The 19,415-nt window shown below is 50.2% G+C and carries 14 protein-coding genes, 5 tRNA genes and 7 pseudogenes; 14 read left to right on the top strand and 12 right to left on the bottom strand.

Going from position 1 to position 19,415, the window contains the following annotated elements:
- The first annotated feature begins 6 nt into the window (after positions 1-6).
- From J4613_RS04980 to ldtA, 6 genes are all read left to right on the top strand, one after another.
- The gene (locus J4613_RS04980; protein WP_000881540.1) at positions 7-822 is read left to right on the top strand and encodes an energy-coupling factor ABC transporter ATP-binding protein; all 816 of its coding nucleotides are present in this window, start codon (positions 7-9) and stop codon (positions 820-822) included.
- On the top strand, positions 819-2,339 hold the full coding sequence (locus tag J4613_RS04975) for a cobyric acid synthase (RefSeq protein ID WP_000189656.1): 1,521 nt from the start codon (positions 819-821) through the stop codon (positions 2,337-2,339). The genes J4613_RS04980 and J4613_RS04975 overlap by 4 nt, the downstream gene beginning before the upstream one ends.
- Complete coding sequence (gene cobU, locus J4613_RS04970; RefSeq protein WP_000973145.1) at positions 2,336-2,881, top strand: bifunctional adenosylcobinamide kinase/adenosylcobinamide-phosphate guanylyltransferase; 546 nt, start codon at positions 2,336-2,338, stop codon at positions 2,879-2,881. Before J4613_RS04975 ends, cobU begins: the two co-directional genes overlap by 4 nt.
- On the top strand, positions 2,878-3,621 hold the full coding sequence (cobS, locus tag J4613_RS04965) for an adenosylcobinamide-GDP ribazoletransferase (RefSeq protein WP_023204217.1): 744 nt from the start codon (positions 2,878-2,880) through the stop codon (positions 3,619-3,621). Before cobU ends, cobS begins: the two co-directional genes overlap by 4 nt.
- A 26-nt stretch (positions 3,622-3,647) precedes the next feature.
- The gene (cobT, locus tag J4613_RS04960; protein WP_001193983.1) at positions 3,648-4,718 is read left to right on the top strand and encodes a nicotinate-nucleotide--dimethylbenzimidazole phosphoribosyltransferase; all 1,071 of its coding nucleotides are present in this window, start codon (positions 3,648-3,650) and stop codon (positions 4,716-4,718) included.
- A 77-nt stretch (positions 4,719-4,795) separates the two neighbouring features.
- Complete coding sequence (gene ldtA / locus J4613_RS04955; RefSeq protein WP_001252817.1) at positions 4,796-5,725, top strand: L,D-transpeptidase; 930 nt, start codon at positions 4,796-4,798, stop codon at positions 5,723-5,725.
- 225 nt (positions 5,726-5,950) lie between these two features.
- On the opposite strand, the gene J4613_RS04950 is transcribed toward ldtA, so the two are convergent.
- A tRNA-Asn gene (locus tag J4613_RS04950) sits at positions 5,951-6,026 on the bottom strand.
- A gap of 159 nt (positions 6,027-6,185) precedes the next feature.
- Here J4613_RS04950 and J4613_RS04945 point away from each other — a divergent pair.
- The 4 genes and pseudogenes from J4613_RS04945 to J4613_RS04930 all read left to right on the top strand — a co-directional run bounded on the left by J4613_RS04945 (position 6,186) and on the right by J4613_RS04930 (position 9,062).
- On the top strand, positions 6,186-7,643 hold the full coding sequence (locus J4613_RS04945) for an EmmdR/YeeO family multidrug/toxin efflux MATE transporter (protein ID WP_001669456.1): 1,458 nt from the start codon (positions 6,186-6,188) through the stop codon (positions 7,641-7,643).
- A 140-nt stretch (positions 7,644-7,783) separates the two neighbouring features.
- Positions 7,784-7,859, top strand: a tRNA-Asn gene (locus tag J4613_RS04940).
- 419 nt (positions 7,860-8,278) lie between these two features.
- Positions 8,279-8,742 (top strand): annotated as a pseudogene (locus J4613_RS04935) (STM2901 family protein).
- Positions 8,736-9,062 (top strand): DUF1493 family protein, encoded by a 327-nt coding sequence (locus J4613_RS04930; RefSeq protein ID WP_000228159.1) that lies wholly within the window; start codon positions 8,736-8,738, stop codon positions 9,060-9,062. Before J4613_RS04935 ends, J4613_RS04930 begins: the two are co-directional and overlap by 7 nt.
- Here the strand turns inward: J4613_RS04930 and J4613_RS04925 are convergent.
- Positions 9,051-9,212 (bottom strand): hypothetical protein, encoded by a 162-nt coding sequence (locus tag J4613_RS04925; RefSeq protein WP_001536381.1) that lies wholly within the window; start codon positions 9,210-9,212, stop codon positions 9,051-9,053. The two genes, J4613_RS04930 and J4613_RS04925, sit on opposite strands and share 12 nt — an antisense overlap.
- 45 nt (positions 9,213-9,257) lie before the next feature.
- Between J4613_RS04925 and J4613_RS04920 the strand changes: the two genes are divergently transcribed.
- On the top strand, positions 9,258-10,712 hold the full coding sequence (locus J4613_RS04920; protein WP_000428191.1) for an AMP nucleosidase: 1,455 nt from the start codon (positions 9,258-9,260) through the stop codon (positions 10,710-10,712).
- A 242-nt stretch (positions 10,713-10,954) separates the two neighbouring features.
- On the opposite strand, the pseudogene J4613_RS22580 reads toward J4613_RS04920, so the two are convergent.
- Together J4613_RS22580 and J4613_RS04915 are read right to left on the bottom strand one after the other, a co-directional pair.
- Positions 10,955-11,053 (bottom strand): annotated as a pseudogene (locus J4613_RS22580) (DUF4102 domain-containing protein); the annotation flags it as partial.
- 180 nt (positions 11,054-11,233) lie between these two features.
- Entirely contained in the window at positions 11,234-11,407 is a 174-nt protein-coding gene (locus tag J4613_RS04915; protein WP_000957535.1) for a hypothetical protein, read from the bottom strand.
- Between the two features lie 47 nt (positions 11,408-11,454).
- On the opposite strand from J4613_RS04915, the pseudogene J4613_RS04910 reads away from it, so the two are divergent.
- Positions 11,455-11,559: pseudogene (locus tag J4613_RS04910) on the top strand (DUF520 family protein); the annotation flags it as partial.
- 57 nt (positions 11,560-11,616) lie between these two features.
- Here the strand turns inward: J4613_RS04910 and J4613_RS04905 are convergent.
- The 8 genes and pseudogenes from J4613_RS04905 to mtfA form a co-directional block, all read right to left on the bottom strand.
- Entirely contained in the window at positions 11,617-13,347 is a 1,731-nt protein-coding gene (locus tag J4613_RS04905) for a hypothetical protein (protein WP_111742317.1), read from the bottom strand.
- Positions 13,348-13,403: 56 nt separating this feature from the next.
- Complete coding sequence (locus J4613_RS04900; RefSeq protein WP_111742543.1) at positions 13,404-15,098, bottom strand: SEL1-like repeat protein; 1,695 nt, start codon at positions 15,096-15,098, stop codon at positions 13,404-13,406.
- 683 nt (positions 15,099-15,781) lie between these two features.
- Positions 15,782-16,027 (bottom strand): annotated as a pseudogene (locus J4613_RS04895) (transposase); the annotation flags it as partial.
- A pseudogene (locus J4613_RS04890) lies at positions 16,016-16,336 on the bottom strand (peptidase); the annotation flags it as partial. The pseudogenes J4613_RS04895 and J4613_RS04890, both read right to left, overlap by 12 nt.
- Positions 16,337-16,498: 162 nt before the next feature.
- Positions 16,499-16,574 (bottom strand) — tRNA-Asn (locus tag J4613_RS04885).
- A 421-nt stretch (positions 16,575-16,995) separates the two neighbouring features.
- A pseudogene (locus J4613_RS04880) lies at positions 16,996-17,301 on the bottom strand (Arm DNA-binding domain-containing protein); the annotation flags it as partial.
- A 167-nt stretch (positions 17,302-17,468) separates the two neighbouring features.
- A tRNA-Asn gene (locus J4613_RS04875) sits at positions 17,469-17,544 on the bottom strand.
- A gap of 100 nt (positions 17,545-17,644) precedes the next feature.
- The gene (mtfA, locus tag J4613_RS04870; RefSeq protein ID WP_000598920.1) at positions 17,645-18,442 is read right to left on the bottom strand and encodes a DgsA anti-repressor MtfA; all 798 of its coding nucleotides are present in this window, start codon (positions 18,440-18,442) and stop codon (positions 17,645-17,647) included.
- A gap of 88 nt (positions 18,443-18,530) precedes the next feature.
- Between mtfA and J4613_RS04865 the strand changes: the two genes are divergently transcribed.
- Positions 18,531-18,620 (top strand) — tRNA-Ser (locus tag J4613_RS04865).
- Positions 18,621-18,910: 290 nt separating this feature from the next.
- Positions 18,911-19,156: pseudogene (locus tag J4613_RS22860) on the top strand (hypothetical protein); the annotation flags it as partial.
- Positions 19,157-19,415 lie beyond the last annotated feature (259 nt).

Here is a 19,415-nt window from a genome sequence, read left to right as displayed (position 1 = left end):
ACTATTATGCTTGCCACTTCAGACCTGTGGTTTCGTTATCAGGATGAGCCGGTACTTAAAGGGTTAAATCTGGATTTTTCGCTTTCGCCTGTTACCGGTTTGGTGGGCGCGAACGGCTGTGGGAAGTCTACGCTTTTTATGAACCTGAGCGGCCTGTTGCGTCCGCAAAAAGGGGCCGTGTTGTGGCAGGGAAAACCGCTGGATTACAGCAAGCGCGGACTACTGGCGCTGCGCCAGCAAGTTGCGACGGTTTTTCAGGACCCTGAACAGCAGATTTTTTATACTGATATCGATAGCGACATTGCGTTTAGTTTACGTAATTTGGGGGTGCCGGAGGCGGAAATCACGCGCCGCGTCGACGAGGCGCTAACGCTGGTTGACGCCCAACATTTTCGCCATCAGCCCATTCAGTGTTTGAGTCATGGGCAAAAAAAACGTGTGGCTATCGCCGGAGCGCTGGTGCTACAGGCGCGCTATCTATTGCTGGATGAACCCACTGCTGGTCTCGATCCCGCTGGGCGCACTCAGATGCTTGCTATCATCAGGCGGATTGTGGCGCAGGGAAATCATGTCATTATCTCCAGCCATGATATCGATCTTATTTATGAAATTAGCGATGCCGTATACGTATTACGCCAGGGCCAGATCCTGATGCATGGCGCGCCTGGCGAGGTTTTCGCGTGTACGGAAGCGATGGAACACGCGGGGCTAACCCAGCCCTGGCTGGTCAAACTTCATACTCAACTGGGACTGCCGCTGTGTAAAACAGAAACGGAGTTTTTTCATCGAATGCAAAAGTGCGCATTCAGGGAGGCGTCATGACGCAGGCAGTTATGTTGCAGGGGACGGCATCCGACGTCGGCAAAAGTGTGCTGGCGGCGGGTTTATGCCGCATTTTTTATCAGGATGGTCTGCGTACCGCGCCGTTTAAATCGCAAAATATGGCGCTTAATTCTGGTATTACGCCGGATGGTAAAGAGATGGGGCGGGCGCAAATTTTTCAGGCGGAAGCCGCGGGGATCACGCCAGATGTGCGTATGAACCCGGTGCTGCTCAAACCGACCAGCGATCGCCAGGCGCAGGTCGTGCTGATGGGGAAAGTGGCGACCAATATGGATGCGGTTAGTTACCATGACTATAAACCGCGTTTGCGTGAGCAAATCCTTGCGGTCTATAACAGCCTGGCGCAGGAATATGACGTTATTGTGCTGGAAGGCGCCGGAAGCCCGGCGGAAATCAATCTGCGCGATCGCGATATCGTCAATATGGGAATGGCGGAAATGGCCCAGTGTCCGGTTATTCTGGTGGCGGATATCGACCGGGGCGGCGTATTCGCCGCTATTTATGGCACGCTGGCGCTGCTGCATAAACAGGAGCGTGACAGAGTAAAGGGCGTCATTATCAACAAATTCCGCGGCGACGTGGCGCTACTCTATTCCGGTATCGAACAAATCGAATCGCTTACCGGCGTCCCGGTCCTGGGAGTGATGCCGTGGCTGGATGTGGATCTGGAAGATGAAGATGGCGTCGCGCTGCAAAACGATAAATATCGCGGTAACGCCCCCCGTGATATCACTATTGCCATTGTGCAACTGCCACATATTTCTAACTTTACGGATTTTAACGCTCTGGCGGCGCAGCCGGATGTGCGCATACGCTATATTCGCCGCCCGGAAGCGTTGACTGACGCTGATCTGGTGATCCTGCCGGGCAGTAAGAATACGCTGAGCGACCTCGCCTGGCTGCGTGAAAGCGGGATGGCGGATGCGGTATTGCAGACACATCGGCAGGGCGTGCCGGTGATGGGGATTTGCGGCGGCTACCAGATGCTGGGCGACACCATTGTGGATGAGGTGGAGTCGGGGCTGGGTACGCAGCCGGGCCTGGGGCTGCTTAATACGATCACTCGCTTTGCACAGGATAAAACCACGACGCAGGTTAACGCGACAATGTCAGGCGAGCTGCCCGGCTGGCTGGCTGCCGCGGCGGGGCTACCGGTACGCGGTTATGAAATTCACATGGGGGAAACGGTGCTGCAGGAAGGATGCTGTACGGCCATGACGTTACAGAAAAATGGATGCTCTGTGGCGGATGGCGCGGTCACCGCCGACGGACTGGCGTTTGGCACTTACCTTCACGGCCTGTTTGACAGCGATGCGTTTACCCGTGCGGTGGTCAATGGGTTACGGGCGCGAAAAGGACTTGCGCCGTGGGAAACGACTTTTTGTTATGCGGAGCATAAAGCGCGGCAATTTGATCTGCTGGCGGAAGCGATGCGGCAACATATTGATATTGATAAAATTTATACCATCATGCAACAGCATCAGGAGCCGGTATGATGATTCTGGTGACGGGCGGGGCGCGTAGTGGTAAAAGCCGTCATGCTGAAGCCTTAATTGGCGATGCGCCGCAGGTACTGTATATCGCCACCTCGCAGATTCTTGATGACGAGATGGCGGCGAGAATTCAGCATCATAAAGATGGCAGGCCGGCACACTGGCGGACCGCAGAATGCTGGCGGCATCTTGATACGTTGATTACCGCGGATCTTGCCCCTGACGACGCGATTTTGCTGGAATGTATTACCACCATGGTGACGAATCTGCTGTTTGCGCTGGGAGGCGAAAACGATCCCGAACAGTGGGATTACGCGGCGATGGAGCGCGCCATTGACGATGAAATTCAGATTTTAATTGCAGCCTGCCAGCGCTGCCCGGCGAAAGTGGTACTGGTGACAAATGAAGTGGGAATGGGGATCGTCCCGGAAAACCGCCTGGCGCGCCATTTTCGTGATATTGCCGGTCGGGTCAACCAACGACTGGCGGCAGCGGCGGATGAGGTCTGGCTGGTGGTCTCAGGTATTGGAGTCAAAATTAAATGAGTAAGCTGTTTTGGGCCATGCTCGCTTTTATTAGCCGCTTGCCCGTGCCGTCACGCTGGTCGCAGGGACTGGATTTCGAGCAGTATTCGCGTGGGATCGTGATGTTTCCCTTTATCGGGTTGATTCTGGGGGGCGTAAGCGGCCTGATTTTCATCCTCCTGCAACCCTGGTGCGGTATTCCGCTAGCGGCGTTGTTCTGTATTCTGGCGCTGGCGCTGCTGACCGGTGGTTTTCACCTGGATGGGCTGGCCGATACCTGCGATGGCATTTTTTCCGCGCGCCGCCGTGAGCGAATGCTGGAGATTATGCGCGATAGTCGTCTGGGAACCCATGGCGGGCTGGCGCTTATTTTTGTGCTCCTGACAAAAATTCTGGTGGTCAGCGAACTGGCGTTACGTGGAACGCCAATGTTGGCGGCGCTGGCAGCGGCCTGTGCGGCCGGACGCGGCAGCGCCGTTTTATTGATGTACCGTCATCGCTACGCCCGTGAAGAGGGGCTTGGCAATGTATTTATCGGTAAAGTCAGCGGACGGCAAACCTGCATTACTCTGGGATTGGCGATAATCATCGCCACGGTATTACTGCCTGGTATGCAAGGACTGGCCGCAATGGTGGTCACATGCGCGGCGATTTTCATCCTTGGCCAGTTGCTTAAACGTACGCTTGGCGGTCAAACCGGCGATACGCTGGGCGCGGCGATCGAACTTGGCGAATTGATCTTTCTGCTGGCTCTGTTATGAGCCGATTATTACGGACGAGACATCTTATGCAGACACTACACGCTTTACTCCGTGACATTCCTGCGCCGGACGCCGAGGCGATGGCGCGTGCGCAGCAACATATTGACGGCCTGCTCAAACCGCCGGGCAGCCTGGGCAGACTGGAAACCTTAGCCGTTCAGCTCGCGGGTATGCCGGGTCTTAACGGTACGCCGCAGGTAGGTGAAAAGGCGGTGCTGGTGATGTGCGCCGACCATGGCGTCTGGGATGAAGGCGTAGCGGTTTCGCCCAAAATCGTGACGGCGATTCAGGCGGCGAATATGACGCGGGGAACAACCGGCGTATGCGTGCTTGCCGCTCAGGCCGGTGCGAAGGTGCATGTCATTGATGTCGGTATTGATGCCGAACCTATTCCTGGCGTAGTTAATATGCGCGTCGCGCGCGGCTGCGGAAATATTGCCGTTGGCCCGGCGATGAGTCGCTTGCAGGCTGAGGCGCTTTTGCTGGAGGTTTCCCGCTACACCTGCGACCTGGCGCAACGCGGCGTGACCTTATTTGGCGTAGGGGAGCTGGGAATGGCGAACACTACGCCAGCCGCCGCGATGGTCAGCGTTTTTACAGGAAGTGATGCAAAAGAGGTGGTGGGGATTGGCGCGAATCTTCCGCCTTCCCGCATCGATAATAAAGTGGACGTCGTGCGGCGGGCGATTGCGATTAATCAGCCCAATCCGCGCGACGGCATTGATGTGTTGTCGAAGGTGGGTGGTTTTGATCTGGTCGGGATGACCGGCGTGATGCTTGGCGCGGCAAGGTGTGGCTTACCCGTATTGCTGGATGGCTTTCTTTCCTACTCGGCAGCGCTGGCGGCCTGTCAGATTGCGCCTGCGGTGAGACCTTATCTGATCCCGTCGCACTTTTCGGCGGAAAAGGGCGCCCGCATCGCGCTCGCGCATTTGTCTATGGAACCCTATTTGCATATGGCGATGCGGTTAGGTGAAGGAAGCGGCGCGGCGCTGGCGATGCCGATCGTGGAAGCCGCGTGCGCCATGTTCCACAACATGGGGGAGTTGGCGGCCAGTAATATTGTCCTGCCGGAGGGGAACGCAAACGCAACATAACCCGGGCGCACAACACCAGCCATGTGAGAAAAAAGCTATACTTAACGCACACCTGCCGCGACAAAGGAAGGGATATAATGCGTCGTATCACACCTTTTTTTCCGTTTTTCGTCTTGTTGGTAAGCCATTTCTCGCTGGCTATAAGCTATCCGTTGCCGCCCGAAGGCAGTCGTCTGGTAGGACAGCCTGTCACAATCGCCGTACCACAGAACAATACTCAGCCCTTAGAGTCATTTGCCGCCCGCTACGGTCAGGGGCTGAGTAATATGCTTGAAGCGAATCCCGGCGTGGATGTGTTTTTACCTCAGTCTGGTTCCACACTGGTAGTGCCGCAGCAGTTGATTCTGCCTGACACCGTTCGTGAAGGTATTGTGGTAAACGTCGCCGAGATGCGCCTTTATTATTATCCCGCAGGCACGAATACGGTTGAGGTGCTACCCATTGGTATTGGTCAGGCTGGCCGTGAAACGCCGCGCAACTGGGTAACTGCGGTTGAACGCAAACAAGATGGCCCGGTTTGGGTGCCAACGGCTAATACGCGCCGGGAATATGCTAAAGAGGGAAAAACGCTGCCCGCGATGGTGCCTGCGGGGCCGGATAACCCTATGGGGCTATACGCAATATATATCGGCAGGTTATATGCCATCCATGGCACTAATGCTAACTTTGGCATCGGCCTTCGCGTCAGTCAGGGCTGTATCCGTTTACGCAATGACGATATTAAATATTTATTCGACCATGTTCCTGTAGGAACCCGCGTTCAGATTATCGACAGGCCCGTTAAATTTTCGGTAGAGCCGGATGGCAGTCGTTGGCTGGAGGTACACGAACCGCTTTCTCGTAACCGTGCTGAATTTGAGTCAGACAAAAAAGTTCCATTGCCCGTTACGCCAGTGCTGCGCACGTTTATCAAAGGGGATGACGTTGATACTTCGCGGGTTAATGAGGTGCTGGAGCGCCGTTCCGGAATGCCGGTCAACATTAGCGCAGGCAGGTCTGGCCTTTAAATATCCTGCCACATTGCTGGTTTTCATGGGCTGGAGTATCTGTATTAGTAGTGAGTGTCATGGCAGGGGCTCCATTTTCTCAACGAACCGTGAGGCCCCCGATTAAGTCCCAAAAAACTATGGGTATCAAAAAAACCGGTAAACCTTATCAGGTCAACCGGGTAAAGATAAGTTCTTGTTTTTTGAACGTCTCCGGACTCACCAGGATGTCCCGAAACTAAAATCTGGCTCCTCTGACTGGACTCGAACCAGTGACATACGGATTAACAGTCCGCCGTTCTACCGACTGAACTACAGAGGAATCGTGTGGGGTCGTATATTAGCGGCGGAAAAATTTTTGTCAAACCCCATTTAACCTCTTACAGATTCGATTGCGGGTTATCTCATCACTTTGTTGCATTTGCAGACATTTTTTCTGCAAAAAGCTTTGCAGCCTTACGATTTCTCGCTCATTATTGAAATGTGGTTTCAACTCTCTTCTTTAAGGTCCATTTTGAACGTCTCCACTGCCTTACGCCAGGCTGTCGTCCGTACGCCCTGGTATGCCAAACGCAAGAGCTACAAAGTGTTGTTCTGGCGTGAAATCACCCCACTTGCTATCCCTATTTTTCTGGAAAATACCTGTGTTTTGCTAATGGGCGTGCTCAGTACTTTTCTCGTCAGTTGGCTGGGCAAGGAAGCAATGGCGGGCGTGGGGCTTGCCGACAGTTTTAATATGGTAATTATGGCTTTTTTTGCGGCTATCGATCTTGGTACTACGGTGGTGGTCGCCTTTAGCCTCGGCAAGCGCGACAGGCGACGCGCAAGGGCGGCGGCGCGCCAGTCGCTGGTGATTATGACGCTATTTGCCGTTGTGCTGGCAGTGGTCATTCATTATTTCGGCAGTGAAATTATTAATATTGTCGCAGGCGAGGCGACGCCAGAAGTAAAGGGGCTGGCGTTAACGTACCTTGAACTGACGGTGCTGAGTTATCCGGCTGCGGCAATTGCGCTAATCGGTAGCGGCGCGCTGCGTGGGGCAGGGAATACGAAAATCCCGTTGATGATTAACGGCGGGATGAACATTCTCAATATTATTATCAGCAGCATCCTGATTTACGGGGCTTTCTCCTGGCAAGGGCTGGGTTTTGCCGGCGCGGGGCTGGGATTAACCATTTCGCGCTACATCGGCGCGGTAGCGATTATTTGGGTGCTGATGATTGGTTTTAATCCGGCGCTGCGCATTCCGCTGAAAAGCTATCTGAAGCCGCTGAATTTCGGCATTATCTGGGAAGTGATGGGTATCGGTATTCCGGCGAGCATTGAATCAGTGCTGTTCAACGGTGGCAAGCTACTGACGCAAATGTTTGTCGCCGGAATGGGCACTAACGTTATTGCGGGTAACTTTATTGCCTTTTCCGTGGCGGCGCTTATCAACCTGCCGGGTAACGCCCTTGGTTCGGCGTCGACTATTATCACCGGTAAGCGTCTTGGTACCGGGCAAATTGGTCAGGCAGAGCGTCAACTGCGCCATGTATTCTGGATGTCGACTATCGTACTTACGGCAATTGCCTGGGGGACGGCGCCGTTTGCGGGTCTGTTTGCCTCATTTTATACCCAGGAGCAGGACGTAAAAGAGGTAGTGAAAGTTCTGCTCTGGCTTAATGCTGCCTTTATGCCAATTTGGGCGGCCGCGTGGGTGTTGCCGTCGGGTTTTAAAGGCGCGCGCGATGTGCGATTTGCGATGTGGGTATCGATGCTGGGGATGTGGGGCTGTCGCGTTGTGGCAGGGTATACGCTTGGTATTGTGCTGGGTATGGGGGTTGTAGGGGTTTGGCTGGGGATGTTTCTTGACTGGGCCGTGCGTGGCGCACTGTTTTACTGGCGTCTGATAAGCGGGCGCTGGCTGTGGAGATACCCGCGCGTAAAGAGGGAGTAAGCGCTTTTTGCTGTGAAAATCATCAGGAAACGGTGAATTTTAACCGAAGTGTGGAATAAAGCAGCAAACGAACTTTTTTTGTGAAAACAGGCTTTGACAAGCCAGGGGCACCTCGTTAATATTTGCCCCGTTCACACGATTCCTCTGTAGTTCAGTCGGTAGAACGGCGGACTGTTAATCCGTATGTCACTGGTTCGAGTCCAGTCAGAGGAGCCAGATTTTAGTTTCGGGATATCCTGGTGAGTCCGGAGGCGTTTAAAAAACAAGAACTTATCTTTACCCGGTTGACCTGAGAAGGTTTACCGGGTTTTTTGACATCCATAGTTTTTAGGGGCTTAATCGGGGCCTCGCGGTTCGCTGAGAAAATGGAGCCCCCACGTATGGCATTAACCGATACCGCTATCCGCAAGATCAAACCCGTATCAGTATGCTGACATATAGATGTGTTCGGTTCAAACGGAGCGATTACACAAGCTTGCCAGGTGATGCCCCTGGTGGGAATCGCGACTGTCTCTTTCATCTGATTTCAGATATTTCCAGTGATCTTGATCCGTTCTTTCCCAAAAGATTGATTTCTTTCATTCGAAACAAGGACGTACAATAAGTAAACCAAAATAGTAACTATAGAGTTTCTAATGGATACAGTAGAAGAACTAAATGGAACATACTTCTATGCAGGAAAATCCAATCTGACTGCTGCCGAACTTCTGTTATGATTTTTTGTGAGAATACCGCAAGCCAGTTTGGGATTGGTGTTGCAGATTTCGGGGCTGTTGTTGCTTTGGCATCAGGTCGTAATAATCTTTGGACAAGGGCGAAACCCGCTGGAGCGACTAAAGGCACATCATACGCGTCCAGGACTGCACGTGCAGTGTTTAAAAAGTCAAAATTTCCCTTTGGAATATTCCTTCCGACATGGTTAGGCGGTTACACCCCGTGGACAGCCAGACGTGTTATGGTTCGTAACATTGCGCCGTTTGTTGGACGTTTCATTCCTTTGATCGGGGAAATTATCCTTGCCGCAGATGTGTCACAAATAACATATCTCACTATACGCGACTACAATACCATTGCTCGGGGCAATGATAAGTTATGGTAGACAATATTGAACAGCAAGTTTACGAGCTTGTACGGCCTTATGCTGGCACATATCTGTTCAACATTAAGCAAGTGGAATTAACACCAGAGATTGACCTTGATACTGATCTGAGCATTGATGAACTTGAAGCCGAAGATCTCATGAATAAATTCTTCGAGAAACTCAATGTCGAGCGAGGTAACTTCAGAATAGAAACCTATTTTCCTAATCACCCTTTTTCATGGCATCCGTTCAAGAAAACGGAACCTGTACCCGTCCCAGATTTCACTATCAGCATGCTGATCGAGTCAGCAAAAGCCGGGAAATGGTTATATGACTAATTGTAATGAACTTAACAAATGGCTGTACCAGTACCCTTCTTTTTGAGCGATGATGGTGGCGCTAAGATAGTTCTCTTTTCTTTTTAAAGGGTTCATGTTTACTGTCGCCACCCCTACGCTAACCCCTTTAGTTTCCTCCTTTGCTGTCATACTATCGAATGACGTGCCTCACCTGTGAACGCTAAGGAGAATAATATGGAAAATAAAGGCACAAACCTAACGCCCGAGCAGGCGCTGGATCGCCTGGAGGAGCTATACGAGCAGTCGGTTAACGCGCTCCGTGAAGCCATCGCTGACTATGTTGATAACGGTACGCTGCCCGATCCCCACGCCAGGCTTAACGGACTGTTTGTTTATCCTTCGCTGTCTGTAAGCTGGGATGGCGCGACACCGAACCCGCCTAAAACACGCGCTTTTGGACGCTTTACTCATCCTGGCTGTTATACCACTACCGTTACGCGGCCTGCGCTATTTCGCGCTTATCTTCTGGAACAGCTTAACCTCGTTTACCATGATTATGGCGCGCATATTGCGGTAGAGGCCTCGCACCATGAGATCCCGTATCCTTATGTGATCGATGGCTCGGCTCTGACGCTGGATCGTTCTATGAGCGCCGGGCTAACGCGCCATTTTCCTACCACAGAACTGGCGCAGATTGGCGATGAGACGGCAGACGGTCTGTTCCACCCCGGCGAATTCTATCCGCTATCGCACTTCGACGCGCGTCGTGTTGACTTCTCGTTGGCCCGGTTACGGCACTATACCGGTACGCCGGTTGAACATTTTCAGCCCTTCGTTTTGTTTACCAACTACACCCGCTATGTCGATGAGTTTGTGCGCTGGGGGTGCAGCCAAATTCTTGATCCTGACAGTCCCTATATCGCGCTTTCCTGTGCCGGCGGAATTTGGATCACGGCAGAAACGGAAGCGCCGGAAGAGGCTATTTCCGATCTGGCCTGGAAGAAGCATCAGATGCCCGCCTGGCACCTGGTAACGGCAGATGGGCAGGGGATTACGCTGGTAAATATCGGTGTCGGCCCTTCAAATGCTAAAACGATTTGCGACCATTTGGCCGTGTTGCGGCCTGACGTCTGGCTTATGATTGGGCACTGTGGAGGGTTACGAGAAAGTCAGGCGATTGGTGATTATGTGCTGGCCCATGCCTACTTACGCGATGATCATGTGCTGGATGCTGTTCTGCCGCCTGATATTCCTATTCCAAGCATTGCGGAAGTACAGCGTGCGCTGTACGACGCTACCAAAGCGGTTAGCGGAATGCCCGGCGAAGAGGTGAAACAGCGACTGCGCACGGGAACAGTCGTCACCACGGATGATCGTAACTGGGAGCTTCGTTATTCCGCATCGGCGCTGCGATTCAACCTTAGCCGCGCGGTCGCGATTGATATGGAGAGCGCGACGATTGCAGCCCAGGGCTATCGCTTCCGCGTGCCTTACGGCACGCTGCTTTGTGTTTCTGACAAACCTTTACACGGTGAAATTAAACTGCCCGGGCAGGCAAACCGGTTTTATGAGGGGGCTATTTCAGAACATTTGCAAATTGGTATTCGTGCTATTGATTTACTACGCGCAGAAGGTGATCGTTTGCACTCACGTAAATTACGCACGTTTAATGAGCCACCGTTTCGCTAACGAAATGAGCTGTCGCCTGCTGCTGGACAGGAGTGGAAGAGGCGTATTTATGTGATATGGAAAGCGGCTGAATGAAGCCTTAGCGGGAGGCGATTCTGCATCCCGCTAAGGCCTTATTGTGCCGCGAGCTTCATCACCATCGCCGGATACCTGTCGCCGATAACCGCGTCTATGCCAGGAAACGCGCCGGAAGGCGAAAACATTGCGCCACACTTCACGCTCCTTGAGCGCCTGACCCACAAGCCCGGATTAACAAGCAGATACCGACCGTGAGAATCGATCAGCTTAAAGGGGTTATCAGAAGGCTTGATACTGAGGATTTTCGCGTCGGACAGGGATATAGGGTGGTCACGCCATTATCGAACTCATAGCGCCACGAGTGGCGCGGAAAGCCTTCATCATCATAGTGGCGCACGTCGGTAAAGCGCACCAGCCGGTGCTCGCCGTTCCATTCAAATCGGTGCTCCCGGCACTGCGCCTTGCCCCAGCGGTCAGCGATGGGATTGCCGAACTCGTCGTACTCATAGTGGTGGTCTGCCCTGTAGCAGCAGGCGGTCGCCTTTGACTTTCGCCTGATGCTCGCCACCTTCGGGCGGCATGTTCATGCCCAGCAGGTTGTCGTCGTCGTCAAAGCTGAACTCCTCGTGCAGGGCGTTCCAGCGCGGGTCTTCCGGCAGGCGGTGTTGGGTCAACATTAATATCTTGCGGTAATCTCTGTGGGTTTGGATTCGAATTTACGTTAGTGCGTGTGACCGGTAAATCCCGCGACGATCTGCAGGCAGCGATGGTGCTGATGCGCGGCGGCAATCTGGGCCAGCCGTTCCAGTTCAAAAACTTCCGCGATTGATTTTTCCCGCCCGCCGCCTTCCCGCATGTGAGAAAGGTGGCCGGGCGGGTAAATCGATTAAGGCGTGGCTTTTTTAGTCTCTGCGGCCTTGTTATACAACGCCTGAATCAGCGCCTGCTGTTCCGCTCCCGGTATGATACCCAATCTGTGAAAAATATTCCCAATCTGATAAAGCTGCTGATTACCGGTGTCGTCCTGGCGGGTAATCGACGCCTGCGTGGTTAATTTTTTCAGCGTAAAGGTAATATGTTCCTGACACTCGGGCGTGTTTTCAGAACAAATCTGGCGTAACAGCATCAGGTTTTTATTATCGACCCTATCTGCGTTAATCATCAATTCCCTTGCCTGACTCCACTGTTTTGCATTCATGTAGTGGTCGATCATCGCCTCCTCTTCGAGAGAGGGAACGTGCTGGTGTAACACCCGTTTGGCATTCACCGTGTCGTTGCCATAGCCGTAAAGCTCCGCAAGTCTTTGAAAGGAACGCGACATATCTTCATCAGGCCAGGCTTTTGCCTGGCTGAGGTAAATCGCCTCGGCGCTGACGGCTAATTTTTGCGCTGCCTCAGGATGACCAATTTCTTTGAGTACTTCACCCATTTCATTTGTTGCATCTTCCCATTCGGCGAACGTCAGGGTTTGCGCCTCGGCGGAGAGGGTTGCGATATGCTTTTCCGCCACAGCATTCTGCTTATGCTGAAAGAGATTCTTCAGCGCTTTGATTTTGTACTCGTAGCAATACCTGTCGTCGTAGCAGGTATATTCCGGCGCGCTCATCAGCAAATCGATACGCTTATTCATCAGCGCAACATCATCAAGCTTGCTTAATAAATCAATCAGCTCCATTTCAATGCGCGGCGAAGGGGCAAAATTGAATATTTTATCGACCTGCGTCACATAGGTTGAAAGCGTCTCCTGATAATTCTGTGTCAGCTCGTTTTTCTTATAAAAAGAGAGCAATCCCGGTAATGAATACTGGAAATAGCTTCCTTTATTGCCGGTTGCTTTGCGCAATCTCGCAGACAACGCCATCGCCTTCTCTTTATTACCCGTGGCGTAATAGATCTCCATCAGGTCGAGATACTCTTGATAACGGTAGGCTTCAGCACTCGGTTGTTGAGCAATAGCCGTATCAAACATTTTCAGCGCGCTATCTGCGTAAACCAACGCCTTTGCGGTGTCGCCCTTGGCATGGTACTGCTTCGCAATAATAAGCAGCATTTTTAGCTGAGTATAAGGAACAACAATTTTATCAGCGTAATTTTCATTATAAATAGTGGCGGTTTTATCAGGCTCTGAGTGCCAGGATTCTAAAACCGTGGCTAAATAAAAATTCCTCGCGTCGGCATTTTTGCTAAGAAGGGCTAAGGCTTTTTCAGGCTGTTTGCGATTAACCCAGCCATCAACGTAGCTCTCGTAGGCGGTAATGCTCGACGGTTTATCGAGACCAATTTTGGACAGGAAAACCATCGCGGCATCCGGGCTATTATTTTCAGCGATCCACGAGGCCTCATGGTTTAGCGAAAACTTCGCATCATTCGATTGTGTGTCCAGCTTTTTCAGTAATGCATCCGCACGGCTCATCGGGCCGTACATAAACAGTTCCCTGTGTAATTCAAACCAGGCTGCCTGCGATTTAAAAGTAGTGTTTTCATTTAAAGGGACGGCATTTTGCAGTTTCTGTTCGACAACTGACCAGACATCAGGCGATTGCTGACTTTGTGCAACGCTCTGATAAGAGTAAAAAACCGTGGCGGCTGTGAGTAATGTGGCGAATTTAAATTTCATAGCAACGTGTATCCTTTCAGTTCCGTTTGAATAGCCTCTTTACAGCAAAGTCATATTTACTTAGTTTGAGGCGTTAATTCCTTTAAGGCTGCCAGTGCAGGTTTGACGCCGCCTTTTACCGCCGCTGTAAGATGAAGTTTGGCTTTGTTGAGGTCTTTCTCAACGCCATCACCATTCCTGTACATGAGTCCAAGGTTATAGTGCGCCTGAGCATTTCCCTGGTCAGCGGATTTTTTAATCCACTTATAGGCTTCCGGCAGGTTTTTCGGCATTCCTTCGCCGATAAGATTTAAATATCCCACTTCTAACTGCGCATCACTTTCGCCAAGCTCTGCCGCTTTGAATAAATAGGAGAGATATTTTTTGCTGTCTTGCGCTACGCCATCACCGTCGTTGTACGCATAGGCCAAAAAGAGAAGCGCGCCGGGATGATTTTGCTCTGCGGACTGAGTTAACCATTTCATCGCCGCATCGTAGTTTGTGCATTCAAACTCATACTTACCTAAATGATATTGCGCAGTGCTGTCACCCTGCTTTGCCTTATTGGTGAGGTCAGTCGGCGCATATAGCTCTGAAAGCTCTTCATCGTTGTGGTAACAACGGATGTATTTTATGCCGTCTTCATCATAGGCTTCTTCTGTACCTTCCTTGTCGCCATCGACATAGGGCAGCGCACTTAAGACCTTACCCGTACGATCGTTAAACTCTCTTTTCAGGCCGTTTCTTTCATCATTAGCAAACATAACCTCTTCAACAAGTTTACCGGTACGTTCGCTCCAGCGGCGATCGGCTCCCTGCTTTTTATCGTCTTTATATTCGGTGGTATAGGTGAGTTTGCCCTGTTCATTCCAGTGCTTAGCGTCCCCATTTAGCATACCGTTTTTATAGGGATAGACTGATTCGCGGTGACCATTTTCGTACCACTTTTCGGAATCCCCGTCTAACACATCATGTTTATACATTTTGGATGAGGCAGGCTTTCCGTTGCTGAACCATTCTTTGACCGCACCATGTTTACGGCCTTCACTATCAAAAGAGGATTCTTCTTTGGGATGCCCATTTCCATACCAGCTCTGAGCAGAAAGCTGTTTGCCATTTTTATAGGTCGCTTTAGAAAGGAGTTTGCCCTCTTCACTGTATTGTTCGAACGTTCCGTCGTTTTCACCTTGGTTATTTCTGTGGTAAACACCACGAATTTTACCGGTAGAATAATATTCCGTACTGGTGCCGACAATGGTGCCTTTACTGTATGAATATTTCTCCTTTATTTTCCCATCAGGGAAATATTCAAATGCCGGGCCTTCCAGTTTCTGATTTAAATAGCTGTGTTTTTGTTTTAAAACGCCGTTATCATAAAAATGTGGGCATTCGCCATCTTTAATTTTACCTTGGGCAAAGTAACGTTTACTTTCAACGGCTCCGTTTTCATGGTATACGATGTATTCCCCTTCGGGTTGACCATCTTTAAACGTCAGCGTTTCCGCTATTTTGTCTTTTTCATCAAAGTAAGTTTCAGCTTTTCCGTCACGCTTATTTTGCGCATTATAATGATAAATACTTTTGAGATTGCCGCTTTCATAGAAAGACTTAAATACAGAAACACGTTGTCGGTTAGCGAAGTTTTCTTCGTTGGTATAGCCTTCAAAGGCTATCTGTTTACTCTGCATCACCTCCCCTGTTTCTTCTGAGGATTCCAGATACCAGCCGGTGACTTTCCATAATTTTTTCTCTTTGTCATAGGGGAGAGGCATATGGACTACTGTTGTTGCCTGACGTTTAACCGTCGGTTGCAGTTCATCATCCAGCCACAAGTCAGACGATCTTTTCATGTATTCGGCACCGCACAGCGCTTCGGTACATAGCTCGATTCCAGTCAGCATGGGCGTGCCGCCAGCATCGCACTGATCGACCGTCAGGTAAAAATAACGGTCATCGAGAATAGCCGGTCTTAAACTGCGTATTTTATTAATATATTCTTCTGTCGTCAGTCCCATTGATTCTGCGCGCGCAGAAAGGGTATTAGTATTACAGGGTGTTTTATCTTTAAAATAATAACGGTCGGCGAGTAAAAGTTTCAGGTCACTGCTAATGGCGGTTTTATTAAAATCGATATTTTCAATTTGGGCGATGAAATTAACGGGTTTGGATTCTGTACTGGGGGATTGTTTTGCACATATATTCGCGCAATATAATGAAACTATAATTGTTATGAATATTTTCTTCAAGATGTTCTCCTTGTATGAATAATAACTCCCTGAAACTTATTTCATGCTATAGAAACAAAGAGTTAATGTAAAGGATGCGAGGAGCATATTCTGGCAGGAGAGAGTTTTCTTCAGTTACCAGTAAGAATAATTTAAGTATTACGAGCGCGTTGTTTTTAATTTGATAATAACGCGCTGATGATTATTAACGATTATATACCCAATAAACCTCAAGATGCGGGAGTGAGCACCTGAAAGTGATCTTTAATTCGGGATGTCAGTGAGTCCGCTATATCCGGCAGCGTCTGGTTAAAAAAGACAGATATTGCGTCCCTGAACTCTCGCGTACTGCTGAAGTAGCGATTATTCCGGGCATGTTCGTTCATTAATTTCCACATTCGTTCTATCGGATTCAGGTTTGGACTGTAAGGGGGAAGGTAATGCAGCCTGATATTTACCACCTCCGCCCAGTCTTCTGTTTGCTTCTGCCATGACTCCGCTTGCTGTTGTTGCACTCCCGCCAGCACTTTCGGATAGACGTCCACCAGCTTCTGCGCCTGCTCCTGCGTCAGGTTCAGTTCACGCGCCACTGGTTCGAACTGCGCCAGCGCGCTGGTATCGAGTTCCTGACCTTCAGGGGCGGTGAACGCGTATTTCTCCGGCGCGCCGGGCGGCGTTTCTTCTTTCGGTGGAGTGGGCTTATTGGGAGCGGCGGGTGGATTTTCTGACGGTTTTCCTGTACCCGGATCGGTCTGCGTGCCGCCAGCGGTATCGGTTAATGCCATAGGAGGGGGCTCCATTTACTCAACGAACCGTGAGGCCCGATTAAGCCCCAAAAACTATGGATGTCAAAAAACCCGGCAAACCTTATCAGATCAACCGGGTAAAGATAATTTCTTGTTTTTTAAACGTCTCCGGACTCGCCAGGATGTCCCGAAACTAAAATCTGGCTCCTCTGACTGGACTCGAACCAGTGACATACGGATTAACAGTCCGCCGTTCTACCGACTGAACTACAGAGGAATCGTGTGAACGGGGCGCATAGTAACGATGTGCGATCGGCTTGTCAAAGGGGGAAATAAGGTTGCGCGTTTGTTTGCTGACAAAAACAACAAAGCGTTGAAGTTTTGATCTAATTCCTACTTTGCTCCGGCATGGCGCAACTTTGTCTGTAATTGCACAAGTCAAATGCTGTGACCTTACCGCAATGGCTATGTACCAGCGTCTGATGAAACGTGAAAAACTGGCAGGCACTTGGCAAATAATTCTGAGACATAACGCCGTAGAGATTAAGGGCAGGGAGTAGAATGAACTTTAGACGTGAAATATTTTGTGAAAATGGTTGATACAGGCAGTCTGACGCCGGTAGCGGAAATGGCAGATAAATTTCTGGTGCAGGCGAAAAGATTTCCGTCAATATCATAGGCAGAATTATGGTGCATCAGCTTTTGGCGACGACACGGAACGAGCGGGTTTTATCGCGCTTTTCCTGAAGGATTTTTTCATCAGCCTGTTTTTTGCGTTCGGGTCAATCCCCTGATCCAGCAGCCTTTTGACCTCGTCACGGCGTTGTCTGGCATCAGCAAGAGAAACCGCAGGGTAAACCCCAATAGAAAACACCTTCTGTTTGCCATTAAAGCGATAGCCTGACTGCCAGTATTTTGAATCGATAGAGGCCAAACCCGTCAGCGATCTTGACGGCCTTTTCCGCTGGTCTGGCATTTTTTACTTTAGTATCAGTCAGTGACATGACGGTTCCCTCCGCGTGCTGGTAAAACGCAAATCGAACCAGCTTTACCAGCAAAAGGGTATAGCTTCGAGTGGTTTTTAGTAAATGAGAGTGAACCTGAAGAAGGGGTTAATCAGTTGATATAAATGCAGAAAGCAGACGTCAGTGAACGTCTGCTTCCCTAAATTTGGCTCCTCTGACTGGACTCGAACCAGTGACATACGGATTAACAGTCCGCCGTTCTACCGACTGAACTACAGAGGAATTGTTTCAACGAGGCGCATAATACTGGGCCGGCTATAACGTGTCAACAGTAAAATTAACGCGCCAATTCAATTGGTTAATTAACCCACAAAGTGAGGAATTAATGTTCGGATTCCTCGCCGTAGTCGCCTTCGGCAGCGCTTACCCGTAAGCGCTGAGAAGGATCCTGGCGATAGAACTGGCAAAAACGCTGCCATAGTGCCGGGAAACGTGGAGCAAACAGTTCTGGCGCGCTGAAAAAATACTCTGACAACACGGCAAAACATTCAGCAGGGTCGGTGGCGGCATAGGCATCTATACTGGCAGCGCTTTCGCCAACAAGATCGATTTCATCCTGAATATTATTCATTGCCGCGTGGAGATCGTGTTCCCAGCCAGCCACATCGCGCAACGGGATGAAAGGGATGCCGCTGGCGCGATCGCCATTACGCATATCCAGTTTGTGCGCGACTTCATGAATAATGAGATTGAAACCCGAAGCATCGAACGAGTCCTGGATATCCAGCCAGTTCAGAATAATGGGCCCTTGTTGCCAGCTTTGCCCCGACTGTACGACACGCTGGCTGTGCACCAGACCTATGTCATCTTCCCATTCATCATCTACCACAAAGGGCGCGGGATAAATGAGCACTTCATGAAAACCATCAAGCCACTCAATACCGAGCTCCAGGATCGGTAAGCAAAAAATTAACGCAATACGTGCACTTTTTAACGAGTCGAGCTCAAATCCCTGTAGCGCTACCAGTCTTTTCTGCTGCAAAAAACGTTCGGCTAGCGCAATAAGCCGAGCCTGTTCTTGCGCGGTGAGGTTTACCAGAAGAGGTATAGCCAGCGCATCATCCCACGGCCAGTCTTCGTTCTGGGTTATTTCTTGTGCTTTCCAGGGCCACTTAATCATCGTTTTGCTCGTAAACTCGTCACTTGAACAAAATTACCCGAATAGGGTCTGTTAAAATGCCAAATTACCTGGCATCATTGCAATATACGGAGAGATGCCGGAGCGGCTGAACGGACCGGTCTCGAAAACCGGAGTAGGGGCAACTCTACCGGGGGTTCAAATCCCCCTCTCTCCGCCAATCATTCAACAAAATCAATCACTGACAAAGCGTTTTTGATTTCGTCATACATAAATCCCTGCATTAAAATTTCTTTCACTCGCTCGATTTTTCTTACTACTGATGCTGTTTTTTACCATTTTGCTGCGCGTCGGGCATCCACTTTTATCTTCTTTAGCTCACAAGCTCACACTCTTTTGCAACGCCCATCTCACATCTCTGGTGACAAAACAGTTTAACTGCCGTTGCTTCACACGGATCTTGTAAGGGTATCTTAAAGGAAATGGATTGCTGGAGGATGGAGGAAAAGAGGCGAAATCTTTTTCAGTGGTGATACCGCCTCCCCTGGACATGAGCTTGCCAGAACCTACGCGGTAAATCCTACGACACGAAGCCACGCGCAATTTTATGCGAAAACGCTGGCAATAGCCTTGCTGACTGATGCAAGCTATCTAAAATCGCTTGAAGATGACATCATGCAAAACAATCGCTTAAAAGACTCACCTGTTGATAAGCATGTTGAGGACGAAAAGAAGAAGAAAAATGCAGCCAGGTAAAAAGGGTTACGTTCGCCGTAAGCGAACGTGATCGCATCCAGCCTTAACGAACCTTTTTCCGTTCATCTCCCTTCATGTTTTTCAAAAAACTCTTTTATGAATGCCCCTAAAACGTCATACGCGAATTCGCTATTATTGTTCCCGTCGCGACAACATAGAGATTACGTAAAAAAACAGAGGGCAGACATTGAAAAATATTGGAAATAACGTAAAACGATTTGTCCGTGTTTTTTATTTGTCATTTAAACTTACAGAAATG

Origin of the sequence: Salmonella sp. 32020114201800008SM, from assembly GCF_017572025.1 — a bacterium.
Lineage (GTDB): Bacteria > Pseudomonadota > Gammaproteobacteria > Enterobacterales > Enterobacteriaceae > Salmonella > Salmonella enterica.
This window is presented reverse-complemented; position numbering and strand designations above follow the sequence as displayed.